This is a genomic window from Bacillus sp. ISL-4 (genome assembly GCF_018613275.1).
Classification (GTDB): Bacteria; Bacillota; Bacilli; order Bacillales; family DSM-1321; genus Peribacillus; species Peribacillus simplex_E.
In genome coordinates, this window is sequence record NZ_JAGGQN010000014.1 from 181,518 (window position 1) to 202,596 (window position 21,079).

General features: G+C 41.4%; 19 protein-coding genes. 4 read left to right on the plus strand and 15 right to left on the minus strand.

Annotation, left to right across the window (positions count from 1 at the left end):
* Positions 1–905: 905 nt before the first annotated feature.
* From J7J00_RS13510 to J7J00_RS13525, 4 genes are all read right to left on the minus strand, one after another.
* On the minus strand, positions 906–1,850 hold the full coding sequence (locus J7J00_RS13510; RefSeq protein WP_214791475.1) for a siderophore ABC transporter substrate-binding protein: 945 nt from the start codon (positions 1,848–1,850) through the stop codon (positions 906–908).
* Between the two features lie 210 nt (positions 1,851–2,060).
* Positions 2,061–2,819, minus strand: a complete 759-nt coding sequence (locus J7J00_RS13515; protein ID WP_214791293.1) for an iron ABC transporter ATP-binding protein — start codon at positions 2,817–2,819, stop codon at positions 2,061–2,063.
* A complete protein-coding gene (locus J7J00_RS13520; RefSeq protein WP_214791294.1) occupies positions 2,813–3,760 on the minus strand; it encodes an iron chelate uptake ABC transporter family permease subunit in 948 nt (315 codons plus the stop codon). The genes J7J00_RS13515 and J7J00_RS13520 overlap by 7 nt, the downstream gene beginning before the upstream one ends.
* Positions 3,753–4,703: an ABC transporter permease gene (locus J7J00_RS13525; protein ID WP_076368205.1), complete on the minus strand. Its 951-nt coding sequence runs from the start codon at positions 4,701–4,703 to the stop codon at positions 3,753–3,755. Before J7J00_RS13525 ends, J7J00_RS13520 begins: the two co-directional genes overlap by 8 nt.
* Positions 4,704–4,967: 264 nt before the next feature.
* Here J7J00_RS13525 and J7J00_RS13530 point away from each other — a divergent pair, with 264 nt between their 5' ends.
* The 3 genes from J7J00_RS13530 to shc all read left to right on the plus strand — a co-directional run bounded on the left by J7J00_RS13530 (position 4,968) and on the right by shc (position 9,239).
* Complete coding sequence (locus J7J00_RS13530; RefSeq protein ID WP_214791295.1) at positions 4,968–5,309, plus strand: DUF1450 domain-containing protein; 342 nt, start codon at positions 4,968–4,970, stop codon at positions 5,307–5,309.
* A gap of 218 nt (positions 5,310–5,527) precedes the next feature.
* Entirely contained in the window at positions 5,528–7,177 is a 1,650-nt protein-coding gene (locus J7J00_RS13535) for a M14 family metallopeptidase (RefSeq protein WP_214791296.1), read from the plus strand.
* A gap of 166 nt (positions 7,178–7,343) precedes the next feature.
* On the plus strand, positions 7,344–9,239 hold the full coding sequence (gene shc / locus J7J00_RS13540) for a squalene--hopene cyclase (RefSeq protein WP_286201335.1): 1,896 nt from the start codon (positions 7,344–7,346) through the stop codon (positions 9,237–9,239).
* 188 nt (positions 9,240–9,427) lie between these two features.
* Here shc and J7J00_RS13545 read toward each other — a convergent pair whose 3' ends face one another.
* The 4 genes from J7J00_RS13545 to J7J00_RS13560 all read right to left on the minus strand — a co-directional run bounded on the left by J7J00_RS13545 (position 9,428) and on the right by J7J00_RS13560 (position 12,863).
* Positions 9,428–9,946 carry a tetratricopeptide repeat protein gene (locus tag J7J00_RS13545; RefSeq protein WP_214791298.1) on the minus strand — a complete coding sequence of 173 codons (519 nt, stop codon included), beginning with the start codon at positions 9,944–9,946 and terminating at the stop codon, positions 9,428–9,430.
* Positions 9,947–10,201: 255 nt separating this feature from the next.
* Positions 10,202–10,750 carry a PepSY domain-containing protein gene (locus tag J7J00_RS13550; protein ID WP_214791299.1) on the minus strand — a complete coding sequence of 183 codons (549 nt, stop codon included), beginning with the start codon at positions 10,748–10,750 and terminating at the stop codon, positions 10,202–10,204.
* Between the two features lie 65 nt (positions 10,751–10,815).
* Complete coding sequence (locus tag J7J00_RS13555; RefSeq protein ID WP_214791300.1) at positions 10,816–12,171, minus strand: sensor histidine kinase; 1,356 nt, start codon at positions 12,169–12,171, stop codon at positions 10,816–10,818.
* Positions 12,168–12,863, minus strand: coding sequence for a response regulator transcription factor (locus J7J00_RS13560; RefSeq protein ID WP_214791301.1), 696 nt, complete (start codon positions 12,861–12,863; stop codon positions 12,168–12,170). Before J7J00_RS13560 ends, J7J00_RS13555 begins: the two co-directional genes overlap by 4 nt.
* 228 nt (positions 12,864–13,091) lie before the next feature.
* Here J7J00_RS13560 and J7J00_RS28045 point away from each other — a divergent pair, with 228 nt between their 5' ends.
* Positions 13,092–13,223 (plus strand): hypothetical protein, encoded by a 132-nt coding sequence (locus J7J00_RS28045; protein ID WP_286201336.1) that lies wholly within the window; start codon positions 13,092–13,094, stop codon positions 13,221–13,223.
* 123 nt (positions 13,224–13,346) lie between these two features.
* Here the strand turns inward: J7J00_RS28045 and msrA are convergent, their stop codons facing one another.
* The 7 genes from msrA to J7J00_RS13595 all read right to left on the minus strand — a co-directional run bounded on the left by msrA (position 13,347) and on the right by J7J00_RS13595 (position 21,064).
* Positions 13,347–13,868 carry a peptide-methionine (S)-S-oxide reductase MsrA gene (msrA, locus tag J7J00_RS13565; RefSeq protein WP_214791302.1) on the minus strand — a complete coding sequence of 174 codons (522 nt, stop codon included), beginning with the start codon at positions 13,866–13,868 and terminating at the stop codon, positions 13,347–13,349.
* A gap of 119 nt (positions 13,869–13,987) precedes the next feature.
* A complete protein-coding gene (locus J7J00_RS13570) occupies positions 13,988–14,596 on the minus strand; it encodes a response regulator transcription factor (RefSeq protein WP_214791303.1) in 609 nt (202 codons plus the stop codon).
* A gap of 12 nt (positions 14,597–14,608) precedes the next feature.
* Complete coding sequence (locus J7J00_RS13575) at positions 14,609–15,730, minus strand: sensor histidine kinase (protein ID WP_214791304.1); 1,122 nt, start codon at positions 15,728–15,730, stop codon at positions 14,609–14,611.
* A 93-nt stretch (positions 15,731–15,823) separates the two neighbouring features.
* The gene (desA, locus tag J7J00_RS13580; protein WP_214791305.1) at positions 15,824–16,882 is read right to left on the minus strand and encodes a Delta(5) desaturase DesA; all 1,059 of its coding nucleotides are present in this window, start codon (positions 16,880–16,882) and stop codon (positions 15,824–15,826) included.
* Between the two features lie 279 nt (positions 16,883–17,161).
* Positions 17,162–17,869, minus strand: coding sequence for a response regulator (locus tag J7J00_RS13585; protein WP_098371522.1), 708 nt, complete (start codon positions 17,867–17,869; stop codon positions 17,162–17,164).
* On the minus strand, positions 17,866–19,458 hold the full coding sequence (locus J7J00_RS13590) for an ATP-binding protein (RefSeq protein WP_214791306.1): 1,593 nt from the start codon (positions 19,456–19,458) through the stop codon (positions 17,866–17,868). The genes J7J00_RS13585 and J7J00_RS13590 overlap by 4 nt, the downstream gene beginning before the upstream one ends.
* Before the next feature lie 79 nt (positions 19,459–19,537).
* Positions 19,538–21,064, minus strand: a complete 1,527-nt coding sequence (locus J7J00_RS13595) for a tripartite tricarboxylate transporter permease (protein WP_214791307.1) — start codon at positions 21,062–21,064, stop codon at positions 19,538–19,540.
* Positions 21,065–21,079: the final 15 nt, after the last annotated feature.

Genomic DNA, 21,079 nt, shown 5'->3' on the forward strand with positions numbered 1-21,079 from the left:
TCCAGAACACTTCTTTAGCTTATGAACAAGCCTTTGAAAAAATAACAGAGTTTCGCCCGTCCCGAATGTTCAGCGCACCTATAACAAATATATAGGAACTCCATGTCTTAATCCAATAAATATCACCGTAACTTTTTGGTGTGACTGCGGTTGACAGTCACTAATTAGTTTCACGTCCTTCAGGCTTTTACCATTATAAACGACTCTTTATAAAAAAACCAGTGCATTACAAAATATGTAAGATATAAATCTTCAATTATTTAAAGCTATAGATATATCCAGGATTTCTTTCCCGATAATTCGACAGTTAAAAATGGATGGCCGGTTACATGGATGCATCTCTCCTCCGCACTTTTGATACAAAAGTTTGACCCGTTTATCATTGCGTTCTGCCACACTAAAATCCCATAAACTAACAAATGGATTTCGCGTAATATCGACATCATTCCCCTCCCCGATATTTATTTAGCTTTTTTAAATAATTTTTCCTGTAAGTGTTATCATATTGTGTTTATATTTTTACTTTCCAGGATAATTTTCATCTTCCATAAAAGATTCAATTTACCAAAGTTCACTTAAATTACAATTTTAAAACCACTCCTGGAACCGGAAAGGATGCAAATGACATTATAATAGGAAGAAACTGAATTTTTCCATATCGGCTGAAGGGTTATATTCTTTCGATAGAAGCCCATATGACCATAGCAGCGGTAACAGGCTTGAATATAGGTCTTGTCTTTTCCATTCCCCTTAACGGGGGTTGTGGCGCCTTATAAGCTTACCTGTGTTTTGTAAGAATTTCTTTTCGTCCCCTTTGTTAGTATATTTGTTTCTTCCAGCTTTATTATAAAAAATAAAAATCCTGCCCTCAATCGAGGACAGGATTTCCTTTAACCATATTTATATTACTTAATGCCTTCTGAAATTTCTTTAACCATAGCGTCAACAGATTCTAAACCGCCTCCTGATAAGTACCAGTAGTTAGGGTCTAGATAAATGATATTACCTTCTTTAAATGCTTTTGTATTTTTCACAATGTCATTTTCAACAGTTTCTTTCGCTCTAGCTCCATCACCGGCAACCGCATCTCTATCTACAACGAATAGGTAATCAGGATTCTTTTCAGCAATGTATTCGAAAGAAATACTTTGACCATGTGTCGATACTTCCAATTTATCATCTACTGCAGGTACTCCGAATACATCATGGATGATTCCAAATCTTGAATCCGGTCCGTAAGCACTTACTTTTCCACCGCTAGAAAGAACGATTAAACCAGTTTTGTCAGTTGGGGCTTTTTCTTTCAAAGCATTGATGTTTTCTTCAACACTTGCCAATTGTTTAGCTGCTTCGTCTTCTTTATCGAAGATTTTACCCAAAAGCGTTACGTTTTCTTCAAATGATTCCATATACTTTGTTGTATCTACACCCACAAAAACAGTAGGGGCAATTTTGCTTAATTCTTCATATGCTTCAGATTGACGGCCAGAAATAAGGATTAAGTCAGGAGCAATTTCGTTGATTTTTTCGAAGTCAGGCTCTTTTAATCCGCCGGCATTTTCAGTTGTACCTTCATATTTAGAAAGGTATTTTGGAAGGCCATCATGAGGAACAGCTGCCACTTCCACACCCAATTTATCAAGAGTATCAAGAGCACCCATATCGAATACAACGACTTTTTCAGGGTTTGTTTTTACTTTCGTTTCTCCTAGTTGGTGCTTAACAGTAATTTCTTCGCTTTTAGCACTTTCCTTTTTCGCGCTTGATTCTTCTTTTTCCTTATCTGATCCACAAGCTACAGCCACTACAGCAAGCATTGCGACCAAAAGCAGTAAAGATAATTTCTTGATCATTATGGTCACCTCGAAAAAATTTTTATTTAAAATTACATATTGAATCCTCACCCTCTCAGAGTTCACCTTCATCACTTTCCCTGCCGTATGAACAGGAGGCGGCTAAAGTCTTGGGCGCCCGCCAACTCTTAACTGCCTAAGAAGCGTACGAGGTGATTCTGGGACGGCTACGAATACTGAAGTAATTTAAAACCAAATGGAATTGTCTTACGTGAAGTACACACAGATCTTATTGTCATTGATACTTTGGATTTCAATATCCATATCATAGATTTCCTTTAATACACTGGAATTGATGACTTGTTCGGTAGGTCCATTATGAACAACCTTGCCATCCTTCAATGCGACAATATAGTCGGAATAACAGGATGCAAAATTAATGTCATGAATGACGATAATGACCGTTTTCCCTAATTCATCTGCCAATCTCCTCAATACCTTCATGATTTGGACGGAATGCTTCATGTCAAGATTGTTCAGGGGTTCATCAAGAAGTACATACTCCGTGTTCTGAGCAATAACCATGGCAATGAAGGCCCGCTGTTGCTGCCCGCCGCTAAGCTGGTCAAGGAACTTATCCTGCATGTCGGCAAGTTCCATATATTCAATCGCTTCATCGACGTATTTCCAATCCTCTTTGGTCAGCTTTCCTTGTGAATAAGGAAAACGGCCAAAGGCGACGAGTTCACGAATCGTTAAACGGATATTGATGTGGTTAGCCTGCTTTAAGATGGCAATCTTTTTCGCAAGTTCATTGCTATTGAATTTCCCCATATCCTTACCATCGATCAGGACTTCTCCCGAATCCCGGGTAATGAGACGGCTGATCATCGAAAGGACGGTACTTTTCCCCGCTCCATTGGGACCGATGAAGGATGTGATTTTCCCTTTCATTATTTCAATGGAAACATCCTCGACAACCGTTTTACTATTATATTTTTTGAATAAATTTTTCACTTCTACCATGATTTATTCTCCTTTAATAGAAGATAGATGAAATAGACACCGCCGACAAAGTTGATGATGACACTTAAGGTGGTGGAGAACGTAAAGATCCTCTCCACAATGAATTGGCCGCCGACCAGGGCAATCACACTGATCAGCATCGCACCCGGGATAATATGTTTATGCTGATAGGACTTAATGAATTGATATGCCACATTTGCAACAAGTAATCCGAGGAACGTGATTGGACCGATCAGGGCAGTCGAAATGGAGATTAAAACCGTAACGACGATTAAAACCCGCTTCGTGACAAAATCATAATCCACACCCAAGTTTATGGCTTGGTCCCTCCCCAGTGACATGACATCTAAATATTTCAAAAATCTCATGAAATATATCATTGCCGCTATCATGAGGATAATAGCTAACGTCAACAGATCCGTGTTGACATTATTGAAGCTGGCGAACATTTTATTTTGAATGATTTGAAACTCATTCGGGTCAATCAATACCTGCATGAATGAAGACATGCTTCCGAATAAGGTTCCGAAGATGATACCGATCAGCAATAGGAAGTAAATATTGCGGTTTTTCTTGAACATGAACTTGAACAGCAGGCTGGAAAAAATAAGCATGGCCGCAAGTGTGATCAGGAAATTGAGATTTTTATTCATGATCATGATATGCGTTGAACCGAAGAGGAAAATCAATCCCGTTTGGATCAGCATATACATGGAGTCCAACCCTAAAATGCTCGGTGTCAGGATTTTATTATTCGTGACCGTCTGGAAAATCACTGTTGAAAAAGCTATTGCACAACCAACCACGATGATGGCGATGATTTTTATAACCCTTCTCGGCAGTGCATAATCCCAATTCGGGCCAAGATCCCAAAAGATATAACCTGCCGTTAAAGCTGCTGCAAGAACAGCCAATATAATGATCCTACTTTTATTATTCATATGCCTTTCTCCTCAGTATCAGATAGATAAATACGGCGCTTCCTATCACACCAACCACGAGTCCGATCGGGATTTCAAATGGATATATGAGGATCCTGCCCAGAATATCGCAGATCAATAGGAATACTGCCCCTAGCAATGCTGTATGAGAAAGACTCTTTTTCAAATTGTCACCAAGGTAAAGGGATACAATATTTGGTACGATCAATCCTATGAAAGGAATCGTTCCCACCGTTAACAAAACGACAGTGGAGGATAATGCCACGATGATCAACCCAAAATTGACTATAAGCTTATAATTGAGTCCTAGATTGATAGCAAACTCCTCACCCATCCCTGCCACAGTGAATTTATTGGCAAAGAAGTATGCGAGAATGACTAGAGGGATACTTACATATATAAGTTCGTACCTTCCCGACATGATCATCGAGAAATCTCCATTCATCCATGTGTTGAGGCTTTGAATCAAATCATATTTATAGGCAAAGAAAGTCGAGATGGATCCGACGATATTACCAAACATCAAACCGACCAATGGAATGAAAATCGTATCCTTATATTTCACTTGATCAAGAATTTTCATGAACAAGAATGTACCTGCCAAAGCGAATATGAAAGCGAATGCCATTTTCTCAATAAGTGCTGCCGATGGAAAAATGATAATGGCAAGAAGAAGTCCAAGCCTTGCAGAATCCATGGTTCCGGCAGTCGTCGGGGATACAAATTTATTGCGGCTCAATTGCTGCATGATCAGACCGCTTATACTCATCACAATACCTGCAATGACTATGGTCACCATTCTGGGGAAACGGCTTTGCAGCATGATTTGCACTTTATCATCACTTAGATCCAATAAATCCAGGGGGGTAATATCTTTTACGCCAATGAATAATGACGTAAATGATAAAACAATTAACGCCATGACTAAATATCTTATCTTCATCTACATTTCCTACTCTTCCTATCTCAGTTAATACAGCGATAATATTTTTAATTAAATATATTTGAATAAAGACTATCGCAAAGTCACCTAATGAAATGGAAATTATGAAGTCGCAATAGTTACAAGGTTTTCCCATTCGTGATAATGAGATTCATTATCATTAACTCTTATTCTATCATTTCTCAGACATGTGTCAATATATACAAGGGAATTACTTTGATATTCTCCGAATAGTCATATTGTAATGAATTTTGGGGAACAATCATGCATTTCGTTACAGGAAGTGATAAAATCGAAATAACAAATATTTACTCTTCCAATGAAAGAAGCGATATAATGAAAAACTTGCTATCCAAAGTGTTCTCAAAAAAGGCGAAAATTCAGATTGAATTTTGCCAAAATAATCTTGACCGCTTCCTTAATGAACAAACAGTTGCTGATTATGGTAAGTTCTTAGCGAATCCAAGGATTCAATATAAAGAATATGAATGTTTGAGTGAGTGTAAACTTTGTAAGAAAACCCCCTATGCGAAAGTGAACGGCCAGATATTGAGTGGCGAAGATTCACAGGACCTTTTAAATATGTTACATGATGAATTGAAATGATATGGGCCAAGCAAATTGCTTGATCCGTATCATTTTGACTTTCCACCTGTAATTATACAGAATACAGGTGATGAAGATCTATTTAAAGGATTGGGAATTATGCTATGGAATCATTAATCTAGTCGTTACTTCCTGTTTTTCACTATTTCCTACGTTTTCACTGTATAAATAGCTTAATATATGATAATTTATGGAAAAAGATAGACAGGAGGACGTCCATGAAAAAAATCATTCCTACCATCGTATCAGCCGTAACACTAAGTCTTGTCACTGGATTGCCTGGCCCCATAGCCGAAGCAGAAGAATTCACCCCTTATTATGGAAATGGTCCAAGCTACATTCAACCAGATACCCTCTCCCACCTTTTCCCTGACCCTAATGTATCTTTCAACACTCCTGCCTTTAAACAAAACAAGATCGCCTTTACGAGCCAGGAAGAAATGTTGGATCATATCAAGTCCCTCTCCCATAAATACAAGAACATCCAGTTCAAGACGATAGGCAAATCCACAGAAGGACGCGACATCCCGATGCTTCTTTTCAGCAAGGATTCAAAAAGACCGAATAAGAGTTCACATAAACCATTGATTTGGATTCAAGGTCAGATCCATGGCAATGAACCCGCTTCAGGTGAATCAACATTAGTCCTTGCACAATGGCTGGCTGAAGGCAAGCTTGGTGATGTCCTAGATAAAGTGAATGTTGCCATCGTTCCACGCGTCAATCCTGATGGCTCTTATTATTTCAAACGATATACCGCAAATGACATGGATGCGAATAGGGACTACTTAAAAGTGGAGTATCCTGAAGTACAGACGATTCATCAGTCAATCGATGATTATGAACCGGAAGTCATTCTGGATGTACATGAATATACAGTGAATCCCGCCCCCTTGAAAAAAGTGGGAGCAAATGGATCGATCGCTTTTTATGATTTACTCATCTCCTCAGCCAAGAATTTAAATATTCCCAAACAGCTTAGAAAAGCTTCCGATGAACTGCTTTTACCGAATGTTTTTAAAGCATTGGAAAAAGAAAAGCTTTCCTACCACGATTACTATACACTGGCTACTTCAGATGATGGAGTCCTTACTGCCACAGAAGGAAGTACAGAAGCCCGGATTGGCCGAAACGCCCTCGGTTTGAAAAATACAATGACCTATTTAATTGAAACGAGGGGAATCAATATCGGCCGTACGGATTTTAAACGACGTGTTTTTGCACAAGCTACAGCTCAAGCAGCCTTCATCAAAACGGCAGCTGAACAGGCCACTAAAGTTAAAAAGGCCGTTAAACAGGCAGAAACTGAAGTCGTGCAAAAAGGGCGAAAAGCAAATGATAACGATAAAATTGTCATCACCAGTGAAAATAAAATGGTTAAGGATCAAAAATTGACAGTAGTCGATTTAGCGAAAGCTAAAATGGCCGAAGCCTCCATCGATTGGCTGGATTCTACCGATGCCTACCCTACCCTTGTTAGAGATCGTCCGACAGCCTATATCCTTCCACCGGAATATGAAAATATCGCCAAGAAACTTCAGCTATTGGGAGTAGAAGTTAAAAAATTAAAAAAACCTATGAAAATAGCTGTTGAAAGCTATAGGGTCAAGGATTTAAAAATTTCCGCTGAACTGGAAAGCGGACATTCCACAAGGGAAGTCACGACAACCGTTACTTCAACAACTCGGGATTTCCCAAAAGGAAGCTATGTTTTCGACATGGCCCAGCCTGATGCCAACTTCATCCCCCTTGCCCTCGAACCTGAAGGCATTGACAGCTATGTGACATTCAATTTCATCCCGGCTGATAAAGGAAAAGAACTGCCGATTTACCGCTATATGCAGCCATCTTCCTTACCAGTTAAATGATGCATAGTATCTAAATGACGCTTCGGCAGCTTTCATTGCCAAAGCGTTTTTAGTTTCACCTCCTTTATTCATGTGGGACGATGCGCCTGACATGATTTCTTGAATGCGACAACAAGTTTTGAATATACATATAAACGGAAAATGTGTTTTTAGAGGAGGAAAGTCATTGAACCAACATGTACAATTGGAAATCAATCGCCTTGTTCATCGCTTGAAACAAGACCAATCCGCTGATGGTTCGTGGAATTATCCCTTTGACACCGGGATAACGGCAGATGCCTATATGATCATATTATTGAAAATTTTAGATATGGAAGATGCTCCTCTTATAGAGGCTTTAGTAAAAAGAATCGAAAGCAAGCAAACGGAAAACGGTTCATGGAAACTTTTCCAAGACGAGAAGGACGGCAATGTTACGGTTACGATCGAGGCTTATTATGGCCTTCTTTTTAGCGGACTCCGCAATAAGAACGATCCCCATATGAGGAAAGCCAAACAATTCATTCTTTCCAAGGGTGGCATCAAACAGGCTAAAATGTTAACGAAAATGATGCTTACTGTTACCGGACAATATCAATGGCCGCGCCTATTCCCCATTCCTCTCGAAGTGGTCTTACTTCCTCCGACCTTTTTCGTCAGCATTTATGATCTTTCCGTATATGGGCGGGTCAACATGATACCATTGCTATTGCTTGGCCATAAAAAGTTTCAGATCAAAACCCCGGACACGCCAAGTTTAAAAGAATTATTTCAAACAAGGGAGGACCTTTCCGAAGAGCATGTATGGGAAGAGTATCGTACCGAAGAATATCGTTCCTTCTTTTCCAAACTTCAAACAGGCGTCAAAACTCTGATTGGTTATCCCGATTATTTACATTCCTTAGCCTTGGATTCAACGAAAAGGTTCATGCTCGACAGGCTGGAACCAGACGGGACACTGTACAATTATTTCGGTTCTACCTTTTTCATGATCTTTGCCCTCCTTTCAATTGGATACTCGAAAAAGGATCCAGTGATTCTAAAGGCCATTGCCGGTCTGAAGGGGATGGCCTGCTCCATTAAGGGACACACACATATCCAGTTAACGACGCCACATGTTTGGAATACCTCCTTAATAAGCTACGCCCTTCAAGAAGCGGGCATACCTTCCAAAGACCCAACGGTCAAGGCCGCCAATCAGTACTTACTGTCACGCCAGCATTATATGTATGGAGATTGGCAAATCCATAATCCTAACGTGATTCCAGGCGGCTGGGGGTTCTCGGATTTCAATACCATGAATCCGGATGTCGATGATACGACCGCCTCACTGCGGGCGCTGGCTAAGCAACTGCAAGCAAAACCGGATAATCGGGACAGCTGGCAGCGCGGTGTCTCCTTCACGATATCCATGCAAAATGATGATGGCGGATTTCCAGCCTTCGAACGGAATAACGACCATAAATGGCTGCACCTTCTTCCTATAGAGGGGTCGAAGTACCTCCTGACTGACCCTTCTACCGCTGATTTGACAGGAAGAACGCTGGAATTCCTCGGGAACTATACAAATATGAAGAAGCCGGAAGAAGTCAGTAAAAGAGCGGTGGATTGGCTATTGGAAGACCAGAAGCGTGACGGCTCCTGGTATGGGCGCTGGGGCATCTGCTATCTATATGGCACATGGTCTGCACTGACTGGCATGAAGGCAGCAGGGCAAGCCACTGGTCATCCATCCATCCAAAGAGCCTTAACTTGGTTGAAGAAAATTCAAAATGAAGATGGGGGCTGGGGTGAATCTTGTTACAGTGATATCAAACAACGATATATCCCACTCGGAGAAAGTACACTGACACATACAGCTTGGGCTGTGGATGCGTTGATATCGGCATCCGAAAAGCCGACAGCCGAAATCGAAAAAGGCATTGCCTATCTCATACGTGCAGGTCAACAAGACAGCTGGACCAATGATTATCCTGCAGGCCAGGGAATGGCAGATTTTTTGTATATGCATTATCATAGCTATCGCTATATTTATCCCCTTTTAGCCTTAAGTCATTACAATAAAAAATTCCTGAAGACTTAATCGCCAGTGTTTTTTATCATATAAAGGTGAATATGTGGATTACCTGTGGAAAAGTAGTGAATAACACCGGAAAGTTATCCACAATTCGGGGTTATCCACATTCATTTATCCGTAAATGTGCTAAACACAAGAAATTTCCCATCATATTTGTTGATTAATTCATTTCGGACATGTAAGAATGACTTGTTTTATCCAGGCTTTGTGGATAGTTTGGGGATGATCACTATTATGTGAACTTTATCCAGTTTATCACTATAAAATTCTATCGCCTTAGCATAAGATTGTATGTCTCGATCCTTAGAGGTTTCGGCAATTATCTTCAATAAAGACTCCATTGCAAGATCGTGTTGGTCCAAATTATAAAAAGCCATGGCCCTGAATACCAATAAAGCTTTATCCTCAGGAAACTTCGCCAGCCCTGATTCCAATGTCTGTCTTGATTTTTCATATTCCCCTATGGTGCGATATGTGCTCCCCAATCCTATGTAGGCCCCTTTTGCCTCCTCCTCCGGCAAACCTAATTTGAGTGCCGCTTCATAATAGGGCACCGCCTTTACCTCAAGTCCGAGAATATCCAAACTCCAGGCACACTGATACTGTATGACTGCATCGCCGGGATTTTGCTTTGCCAGATCCATTAATAATCGATTGGATTTTTTGAATTCTTTCTTTCCTCGTAATGACAGTGCCATTTTCAAATTTTCCATTTACATTCCTCCATTGTATAAGATTCCTTATTGCCCCTATTCGCGATTCCTTTTTTTAATTCCTTTATAACCTCAAATATTTCATCAGCTATACGGTGGTTTCTCCCCATCCACCTCTTCATCTAAGGGTAGTTTTTTCTTTTTCCCTAATTTCGCTTGAGACTCATAATGGCAATAAAAAAAGGATCTGCCACTCGGCAAATCCTTTCATGCACTTCAGTTCAAAATCTTTTATAAATCACAGATTACCATCGATTAATCATCCAACTGGTTTTTCAATACTTTTCCCGTGGTGGCATCTATAACTACATCATATTCCTTTTGTCCTTGTTTTATTTCCAGCTCGTACACAAGGGTGCCATTCTCCGAATCAAGCTCCATGTCCGTTACTTGACCATCCACCGCTTTCAAGGCAATCTTTTCGGCTTGATCACTGCTGATTTTTGCAGTTTCCGCCGCTTGTTGTGTGCTCAGATCGTCATCGTCACCGTCTTCCATTTCCTGAGAAAGAATCTCTCCTTTTTCAGCATCAACGTCAACGTCTTGATAGCCTTCTTTCGTTTTAACGGTCATCTCATAGGTCATCGGCTGGTCCCAATCCTTTTCAAATTGGGTAACTTCCCCGCCTAGTTTTTCTGAAATCATTTTGACAGCCTCATCCTCGGATAGGTTACCCTTATTGACTGCATATACCGCCGTTCCAGCAGCACCGCCAAAAAGTAAAACGGAGGCCATGGACACCGTCATGATTACCTTTTTCCTTTGAATGATACCTTCTTTAATCGTACTCCACTGTTTTTTCATGAATGAATTCCTCCTTTAAGTTGTTACCTTAATAATAAGCATCCTTCATGAAACGAACATGAGCGTTAGATTAGAATTTGATGAGAAAGAGTAATCGTCACCAACGTTCCCTCTCCCACTTCGCTTTGAATCTCCAATTTACCTTCGAATGACTCGACCAGCGTCCGGGCGATGGAAAGCCCGAGTCCATTGCCTCCCGTTTTCCTTGCCCTCGATGAATCCACGCGATAAAAACGTTCAAATACATGTGGGAGATGTTCCGGTGATATCCCTGCGCCGTGATCTTTCACACCGATGAAAATTTCATCCGCCTGCCGCTTTATCATGATCTGAATACTTGATTCACTGTATTTCATAGCATTGTCCAATAGGATAACAATCACCTGTTCAAGCTTACTGGAAATGGTCATTGCATATATTTCCTTAAACTCTGATTCTATCGTTATTGCACGATTTCCCGTCCTTCTGAATGTTTGGGCAATCCCTTCACAAAACGAAATAAGTTCTATTTTCCCTTCCACATCTGCTGAAGGTTCCGTTTGGGAAGCAGACTGCAGAAGATGTTCCGTCAGCTTTTTCATCCGGACGGCTTCATGATGGATTGCCCCCACTGCCTCTTCCTGAATCGCCTCATCCTTCATTCCCCAGCGTTTCAATAAGGAAGAGTAGCTTTCTATGACCGTAATCGGTGTTTTCAATTCATGTGAAGCATCTGAAAGGAATTGCTGCTGTTGGTTATAATTCCGCTCCAGCCTTTCTATCATCCTGTTGAATGCCACTCCCATCACCTGCAGCTCGTCCTTTGATTGATCCGCTAGCGGTATCCGTTTGAATTCCCCGCTTTTCTCAATATCGTTCATCGTTCCACTCATGATCGATATCGGTCTGAGGATCAGGTTGGCCAGCCACTTACCGGCAAGAATGGATAAAAGAATGACAAAAAGCGATGCACCGCCTAAAACGAGGGCAAGCGTCGATAAATTATCAAGGAGGGTATCCTGTGGCTGTGTGACCTCTATCATCCCTAGCTTCTTCCCTTCATCGGGATAAGGATAACGGTAGGTCATTACATATTCCCCGTCAGCTTTGGTAAAATCATATCCTTTCTCGTTAATCGCTTTAACCGCAAGCCCCTCAAGGTCCTCTTCATCGGTAAATGATTTTACCAACCTTCCATCTGTGCCGAATATCCGCACCATTCCATCGTCAGGGATATATGGCTCCATTAAATCGGGATCACTGGAAATCAAATCTTTCGTCAGGATATTTTCTTCAATTAATGAGGCTTGATCTTCAAGCAGATCCCGTTCCCTCTCTACCGATATCCAAAGGAAGGCGATTAAAACGATGATACTCAACAATATCAGCATGACGCTTAAAAAAAGACTGGAATACGTTTGGATTTTCGTCCGGATCTTCATACTGGCTCCTTCAAGCTGTAACCTACACCGCGGTATGTATGTATGAGCTGCAGCTCAAAGGGATAATCTATTTTTTTGCGCAAATAACGGATATACACATCGACCACATTCGTATCCCCTGCAAAATCATATCCCCATACATGTGTCAGGATTTGCTCCCTCGAAAGTACTTGATTTTTATTTTGCAAAAGATAAACCAGCAAATCGAACTCGCGGGAAGTCAGCTCAATCCTTTTGCCTTGCCTGTGAATGTCCCTTGTACCAAGGTTCAACTTCAGATCATGAATCTTTAGTTCATCCACTTCCCCTTCTGATTGGCGCTCCCTTACATTGGTACGGAAACAAGCACGGATCCGTGCAAGCAGCTCTTCAATTTCAAACGGTTTCGTTACATAATCATTTGCACCATGGTCAAGGCCATTCACCTTGTCTGGCACAGCATCCCTTGCGGTTAGAAGGATGACCGGTGTCGATCCATTCTTTTTCCTGTAACGCCTAAGTACTTCTATGCCATTCAGCTCGGGCAGCATCACATCCAATAAGATTAAATCCCACTCTTCGGCTTCTGCCCTTTCCAGCCCTGCCTTTCCGGTAAATGCCGATTCTGTTTGATAACCCTCATGATTAAGTTCAAGCTGAAGAACCCTCGCAATTTTTTCTTCATCTTCTATAATTAAAATTCTTTTATTCATGATCATCACCACCTACCCCTTAGTGTACTGAAGAAATATGAAAATATCATGAGAAATTGAACCGTCCGCATGAAAATCCCATGAAATAATGAATTTTTGTGCCTTTAAAAAAGGTCAAAAAAAGAACCGGATGTGAAAGTCCAAGAGGGTCTTTACAGACACCATACACAGATTCCTCACAATCATTAAGAATTTCCCCATAGCTAAATAATAAAAGCCTAAGTATCAATGGCTAACCATAATAAAAAGACTATGGAATATTTCCATAGTCACAGTTTGTCGACAAAATGGGGATCGGAACTGCCTCATCCCGAAAAACTGGCATGGCAGACAGTCGGCGGAAAGAGAGCGGATTTCTGATAACAGCTAGAGCATTGATTTTTAAAGAAAAAACTGTAGTCTGGTCTCATCCCTGAATTTGATTAAGAAATGGTTGCACTTTGGGTTTTTAGAATGAAATGGATCGTTTAATAATGATCCATTTCATTCACCGTTCCAATGCTGGTCAATGAATTCATCGCGTCCCGATTTCGCACGGTCCGCTTTATAATCAACTTTGTTTTTTTTATGATAGCCTTGATGGTATTCTTCGGCAGGATAGAAGGTTTGGGCCGGAAGGATTTCCGTTACGATGGGTTTCTGGAACTTCCCGCTGGCTGCTACCTTTTCTTTCGCTTCAAGAGCCAGTTTTTCTTGAGCTTCATCATGATAGAAGATCGCCGTCCGATATTGGCTTCCCCTGTCATGGAATTGACCGCCATCATCGGTTGGATCAATTTGCTGCCAATATAGTTCCAGCAATCTTTCATAAGGAAATAACTGAGGATCGAAAGTGATTTCCACGACTTCATAATGCCCCGTAGCTCCCGTCTTCACTTCCTCGTAAGTCGGGTTTTCAACATGTCCTCCCGAATAACCGGATACGATCCCCCCAATCCCCGGTAGTTCTTCAAATGGTGTCACCATACACCAAAAACAGCCTCCAGCAAATGTAGCCTTTTGCATAATGGTCATCCCCTTTCCTGTATGTAATAAAAATTAATATACCATATTCCAATCCTGACACTGTGCTTTTTCGATTTGAGAAGCCGCCATTAAATGCGCCAAAAATGATTTACCTTTGATCAATCTTTTGACCAACCCTTTTCCTTGAATCTTACAATCGCTTCAACGCGGTTGCTTACATCCAATTTATCAAGGATGACCGATATATAATTACGAACCGTTCCATTAGTCAGATAAAGCTGGCTTGCGATTTCTTTTGTTGTCTTACCATCCGCGATCAATTTAAGCACTTGGCACTCTCGTTCAGTCAAAGGGTTTTCTTCTTCGAAAGCCATATCCACCAGTTCAGGAGCATAAACGCGCCGCCCATCCATGATGACACGGATCGAGTTCGCCAGTTCATCACTTGGGCTATCCTTCAGCAGATATCCACCTACTTCTGCCTTTCTGGCTCTTTCAAAATACCCAGGACGTGCAAAAGTGGTCAAAATGATGACTTTGCATTGGTGGCCCTGAGCCTTAATCTCCTCCGCTACATCGAGCCCGGTTTTAACTGGCATTTCAATATCGGTTATGCAGATATCCGGCTTTAATTGATTGACGAGATTCATTGCTTCTTCCCCATTGCTCGCTTTTCCTACAACTTCCATGTCACTTTCCAAATCAAGGATGGAGCCTAGCGCGCCAAGCAGCAACCGCTGATCTTCGGCAATTACGATTCGAATCAATGTCAATCCCTCCTATCCATTATTTTTTATAGCATTCGGAACCCTTATATAAAGTGTCGTTCCATCTGTTGATTGAATATCCAGGCTGCCATTAACGAATTCGAGCCTTTCTTTCATTCCTTGAAGCCCATTGCCTTTAAAAAACTCTGATCTATGTGAAAGCCCCACTCCATTATCCTGCACTGTGATCGTCACTCCTGTTTGTAATTCTTCAATGACGATATGACAGCAGTTGGCTCCGCTATGTTTGACGATATTGGTCACAGCTTCTTTCAAGCACATGCTTAAAACCGTTTCAACAAGCAATGGGGTATTTTTCAATTCCGTGGTGCCTTCCAAATTGAATTCTATCCCTGCCGCTTTCAATATTTGCTTGACCCGGATGATTTCATCGCTAAGCTTGGCCCCACGCATTTCCGACACCATTTCACGGACTTCCTTGAGTGCCGTCCTCGCCGTTTGACGGATATCCTTAATTTCCTTCTTGGCCGACTCCGGATTCAATTCGATCAATTTCCCTGCAAGGTCACTTTTCAAGCCAATCAAAGACAGCTTTTGTCCAAGTGTATCATGTAAGTCACGGGCAATCCTCTGACGTTCTTCCATTTTGCCAAGCTCTGATATTCTTTTATGCGCGTCCTCCAATTGTTCCTCCAGCCTGCCCCGTTTATTTCGATTATATGTGTTGAATGGGAGCAGGATCACGCCTACCACACAAATGAGCATAAAGGGAAATTGCGAAAAGAATGTAGGGTCTTTCATGATGAATCCAATATTGACAGACACGATGGTAGCCAATAGCTGGATTGAATATAATACGAAAAAGCCAACCTTATTTTGAACATTCCCAATAAAGAATGCTAAAAAAAGCGAAAAGTAAATATAGCTGAAAAATATGGTCATGGATATGGATATGACTATTTGTATCGCCGTCCATACGTACACGGGCCATCCCTTCGAAACGAATGATAGACCATATGATATGAAAAACAAAATGATCATGACGATTCCAAAAACTATCTCCAACATCGAAGAAGATTTGAAGATGAAATAAAAAGGAAGGATACAAAAAATGATCCAGACATAAGGGCTCAGCCCTGTGTTTTTCGGAAAGATATGATACCAACTTTGCATGGCGCCGCCTCCATTTCTTTTTACCCTAGTATATACTAAGGAGTTTCATCAAAAAACCACCCAATGGAAATTGAATGGTTTTTGATGAACTATTTATTTTTCTTGAAGACTTGGACGTTTATTATTGATCTCCACCTTAGACTTTGTTTCATTTAGACGTTCCTTAATCTCTTTAAAACTTACAAACGTCTTGTTTTCTCCATCATATAGGCGGAAGCGAAGTGATTTTAAACTTGAACTAATCGTGATTGTCGTTGCCTGCTGCAATGGCAGGGTGGAATCATGGACTTTTTCCAGATTATAGTTTGGCACTCTTGGACTAAGATGATGCACGTGGTGAAAACCGATATTACCGGTTACCCATTGCAAAACCTTTGGAAGTTTATAATAAGAACTTCCATCAATGGCAGCCTTCACGTAATCCCATTCCGATTCCTCTTCGAAATAAGAATCTTCGAACTGATGCTGTACATAAAACAGCCAGATGCCCAGTGATCCCGTTACAAAAAGCATCGGTACCTGAATCATCAGGAATGCCTGCCATCCGATAGCCAAGCATAAAAGACCATAAATTGCCACGATTGCGGCATTTGTCAAATACGTATTCATCCGTTCTTTCTTTTTAGCGCCCTTTTTATTCAGACGGTTCGATACAAGAAATAGATAAAATGGACCTAATCCAAACATGACAATCGGATTTCTATATAAACGGTAAGCCAGACGCCCCCAGAATGAAGCGGCGATATATTCATCAACGGTCATGATCCAAATATCTCCTGTACCGCGTTTGTTTAAATTACTGCTCGTTGCATGATGTATGGAGTGGCTATGCTTCCATTGTTCATACGGAAATAATGTAACGATTCCACTGATTGTACCCAGGATGCTATTCGCTTTCCTGCTTTTGAAAAACGATTGATGACAGCAATCATGGAAAATGATGAAAATCCTGACTACGAATCCTGAAGCCAGGACGGCAAATGCAAGGGTCAGCCAGTATGAAATGGTTAAGCTTTGATAAGCTAAAAACCATAACAGGAAAAATGGCGGAAATGTATTTATAAGCTGTTTCACGCTTGATTTAGTATTGGATTTTTCAAAAGGGGCAATATCTTTTCTCAATTGTTTTTGATTATGAATATGATTACTCATGATTTCCTCCTCATAATATATAGGAATGGATTGGTTATGCTTACATCTCTTCCTTTATTATAGGAATAATAACCGATTTTCTATAGTCATAAACGTCAATTCCCTGCCATGACACTTGTCATATACTTGTCTGCTTCAACACATTTCACACGTACTTTTTCCTCTTTCATCATTTTTACACTTCAAAAAAAACGATGAATTCCAATCAATCTGATTCCAAGAAAATGCCTGACATTTATTCGATCCAATAAAAAAAGATCCGCCGCTTGGCGAACCCATTTATAACTTGATGGCATACACCCGTTCAGGACGTCCTACCGTGCCATATGTTAAATCGGCATCAATTTTTTCCTCTGACATCAAGTGCTCCAGATAACGCCTTGCCGTTGTCCTGCTCACCCCGATCTCCTTTGCCACTATTTCGGCAGTTAACCCAGGGGAGGATTTCCCCAACACAACCATCACCTTCTCCAAAGTCATCCGATCGATCCCTTTTGGCAGTGAAGCTTGTTCCCTCTCTTTTTCTTTCATATCCTTTCGCAAAAGCTTATCAACCTGTTGCTGCGTTACGGGAAAATTGCCCTTTTCCAATTCAGACAGCTTAATGTGATACTCTTGATATCGGAGTAGGGACTGCTTGAAACGTTCAAATGCGACAGGCTTGATAATATAATCGAATATGCCGATTTTGATAGCTTCCTGGACTTTTTCGATTTCTTTAGCAGCCGTTATCATAATGACGTCCATTTGTTTGCTTTGCTGCTTGATTTCTTTCAGGATATCAAGCCCATTCATATCCGGAAAATACATGTCGAGCAGCAATAGATCCGGCTGCATGATTTCAATGAAGCTTTTAGCTTCGTCATAGCTTGAGGCGATCCCGATCGTTTGAAAACCCTCAAGCTTTTCGATGAATAGCTTTTGGATTTCGGCAATCCGCAGGTCATCTTCTACGATTAAAACTTCTATATCGCGATTGGCCATCATGTAATCACCCCTCTGTTTTTTGGCAGTGCTACAGTAAATATCGTATATTCCCCTTCTTTCGTCGAAAAAGTGATATACCCCCCTAATCCATCTATCGCTTCCTGAACAAGGCTCAAACCTATACCTGAATTGGTTTGATGGCTTTTCGTGGTAAAGCCGTTCTGGAAAATCAGTTCGGTTACATCTGAATTCATCCCTTTTCCATTATCTTCAATCTCTATGATCAACTCTTTACCCAAGTCCGTGACGAACAACGATACCCTTTTTTCCTCCCTATCGTTTTCCCGTACAGCTTCGAAGGCATTATTTATGAGGTTGCCGATGATCGTCACTAATAAATCCCGATCTATTTCGGACGGAATATCTTTAAAACTGCTCTCTCTATCAATTGTAAAATCAATTTTCAGCTCGCTCGCTAAACTCACCTTCCCTAAGATGAACCCAGCAATAATCGGATCAGGTATTTCCTTCATTAGAAAGTGAATGTAGCCTTGGGTGACATCGACTTCCTTCGATATGAAATCCATCGCTTCTTTATATGAACCGAGTTGAATCAGGCCTAGCAGTGTATAGAGCCGATTCGAATATTCATGTGTCTGGGCCCTCAGCCCTTCTGCATATGCCTTTACATGTGACAGTTCCTGAAGGAGATTGGATAGTTCCGATTTATTTCTTAAACTTGCAACAGCACCGATGATTTCACCCTGTCCATTCAAAATGGGGATCCGGCTTGCCAAAAAAACTTCACCGTCTATCATGAATTCCTTATCATACTCGGCCCGTGCCGTGCTGACTACATCTAGCAAATGTGTTTGCGTTATGACTTCTTCAATTTTTTGCCCGCGAAGCATGACGTCTTTAGGGATATGAAGGATTTTATGCGCCGTTTCATTGACGACCGTAATTTTCCCATGAACATCAATGGCAATGATGCCTTCGTGAATGGATTCCAAAATGGCATGCTTCTCTTGAAACATCCAGGCGATCTCTTTCGGCTCCAGACCCAATATCGCCTTTTTTATATTGTATGAAATGAAAAAGGCTATCAATAAACCGCCGATTAATATAAAAGAGATGATCCAGACGATCTTTCTTTGTATACTGGACACTTCTTTTTCAATATCATCCTGAAGGTAGCCAACAGAGACGACTCCAATGACTTTTCCATTTGCGATTATCGGGGATTTCCCCCTTATGGAAGGACCCAATGTCCCAGTGGACTCCGTGATGATGGATTTCCCATCCCACACTTCGGCGTTATCTCCCCCTACCATTTTCCTCCCGATCATGTCGGGATTTGGATGGGACAGCCGTGTTTCATTCTTATCGCCTATTACTATGAATTCCGCATCGATCTGCCTGCGAATCCTTTCCGCGATGGGCTGGATGATTACAGAGGGATTATCCGTTCGAAAAGCTTGTTTAATTTCAGGCAGCAAAGAAATGGTCTGGGCAACCGACAATGCTTTTTCCCCTGTTTCCTGCTTTAGGTTATTTTCCAGGATATTTATAAAAATAACTTCAAAGATTCCACCCATTAAGATGATTAACGTACAGATGCCCAGCATCAACTTGGTGTGTAAACGCATTCAATCACCTCTACTTACATCATATAAAAAAAAACCCCTTTAAAAAAGGGGTTTTTTCACAACATTCAGAAAATATAGGTTAACCTTCAATATTGATGACAACATCCTTCCCTCTCTTCTTAAGCAAAACCGGAATGAGCAGCCATAATGCCGTTATGATCAGGAATGTCAGGGAAAGCGGCCGAGTGAAAAACAAACTGTAATCCCCATCGGATATCGTCAGGGCCCTGCGCATATTATTTTCTATCATCGGTCCTAAAACCAGTCCTAATACCAATGGGGCGATTGGATAATCATTTTTACTTAAGAAATATCCCAAGACCCCGCATCCTAATAATAGCAATAAATCATAAGTCGATACTTGTACAGCATAAACGCCAAAAATGGAAATCGCGATAATGATCGGAATCAAATATTTCTTTGGCGTTTCTATGATTTTCGCAAAAACCTTAACGAGTGGGAGATTAAGGATGAGGAGCATCAGATTTCCGATGAACATACTGGCGATAAGCCCCCAAGCCACCTGAGGATGGTCCTCGAATAATAATGGACCTGGCTGAACATTGTACATCATGAGCGCACCCATTAAAATCGCCGTTGTACCGGAACCCGGAATTCCCAGCGTCAATAATGGAATCATCGCTCCGCCAGATGCCGCATTATTGGCCGTTTCAGGTCCAGCCACCCCAGCGATCGCCCCTGTACCAAATCTCCAGGGTTTTTTTGAAATCCGTTTTTCCAAAAGATATGAGAAGAAAGAAGCAAGAGTAGCCCCTGCGCCCGGCAGGATCCCTACAAAGAAACCTAAGAGTGACCCCCTCGCAATGGGACCCGCAGATTCCTTGAATTCCTCTTTGGAAGGAATCAAATTTTTGATCTTTGCAATTTCCCCGTCATCCTCTTCTTTTTCCAAGATTGTCTTGAATACTTCTCCAAGTGCGAATAGACCGACTGCGATCGTCAGGAATTCGACCCCTTGATACAGCCAAGGAATGTCGAATGTAAAACGGGCGATCCCGGATACATTATCGATGCCTATCGTCCCGATCAACAAACCGCAAACCGTCATGATCAGTGCCTTGGTTACGGATTTTCCCGCGAGGCCGCTGACGGCCGCCAACCCTAGAAGCATGAGCGAAAAATACTCCGCCGGACCGAATTTAATGGCAATCGTCGATAATGGCTGTGCCAAGGCAATCATGGCAATAAGGGTGACTATCCCTCCGACGAAGGAGCCGATTGCCGAAATGGATAAAGCACTACCGGCCCTTCCCTTTTTCGCCATTTGGTAACCATCCAATGTGGTGACGACAGAAGAAGATTCGCCAGGTGTATTCAATAGGATTGAAGTTGTCGACCCTCCATACATCGCTCCATAATAAACACCTGCAAGTAAAATGATGGCGCTTGTTGCCGCTTGTTCTGGTGGAAGTCCCCCTGTAATCGAAGCGGTTACCGGAATCAAAAGAGCCACCCCGCTCATCGGCCCGATCCCCGGCAAAACGCCGACAGCCGTACCGATCAATACTCCGACAAATGCAAAAAGGATGTTATACCAAGTTAGTGCTGTTTCAAATCCATGCATTAAATAATCAAAAGTGCCCACTTCACATCCCCCTTC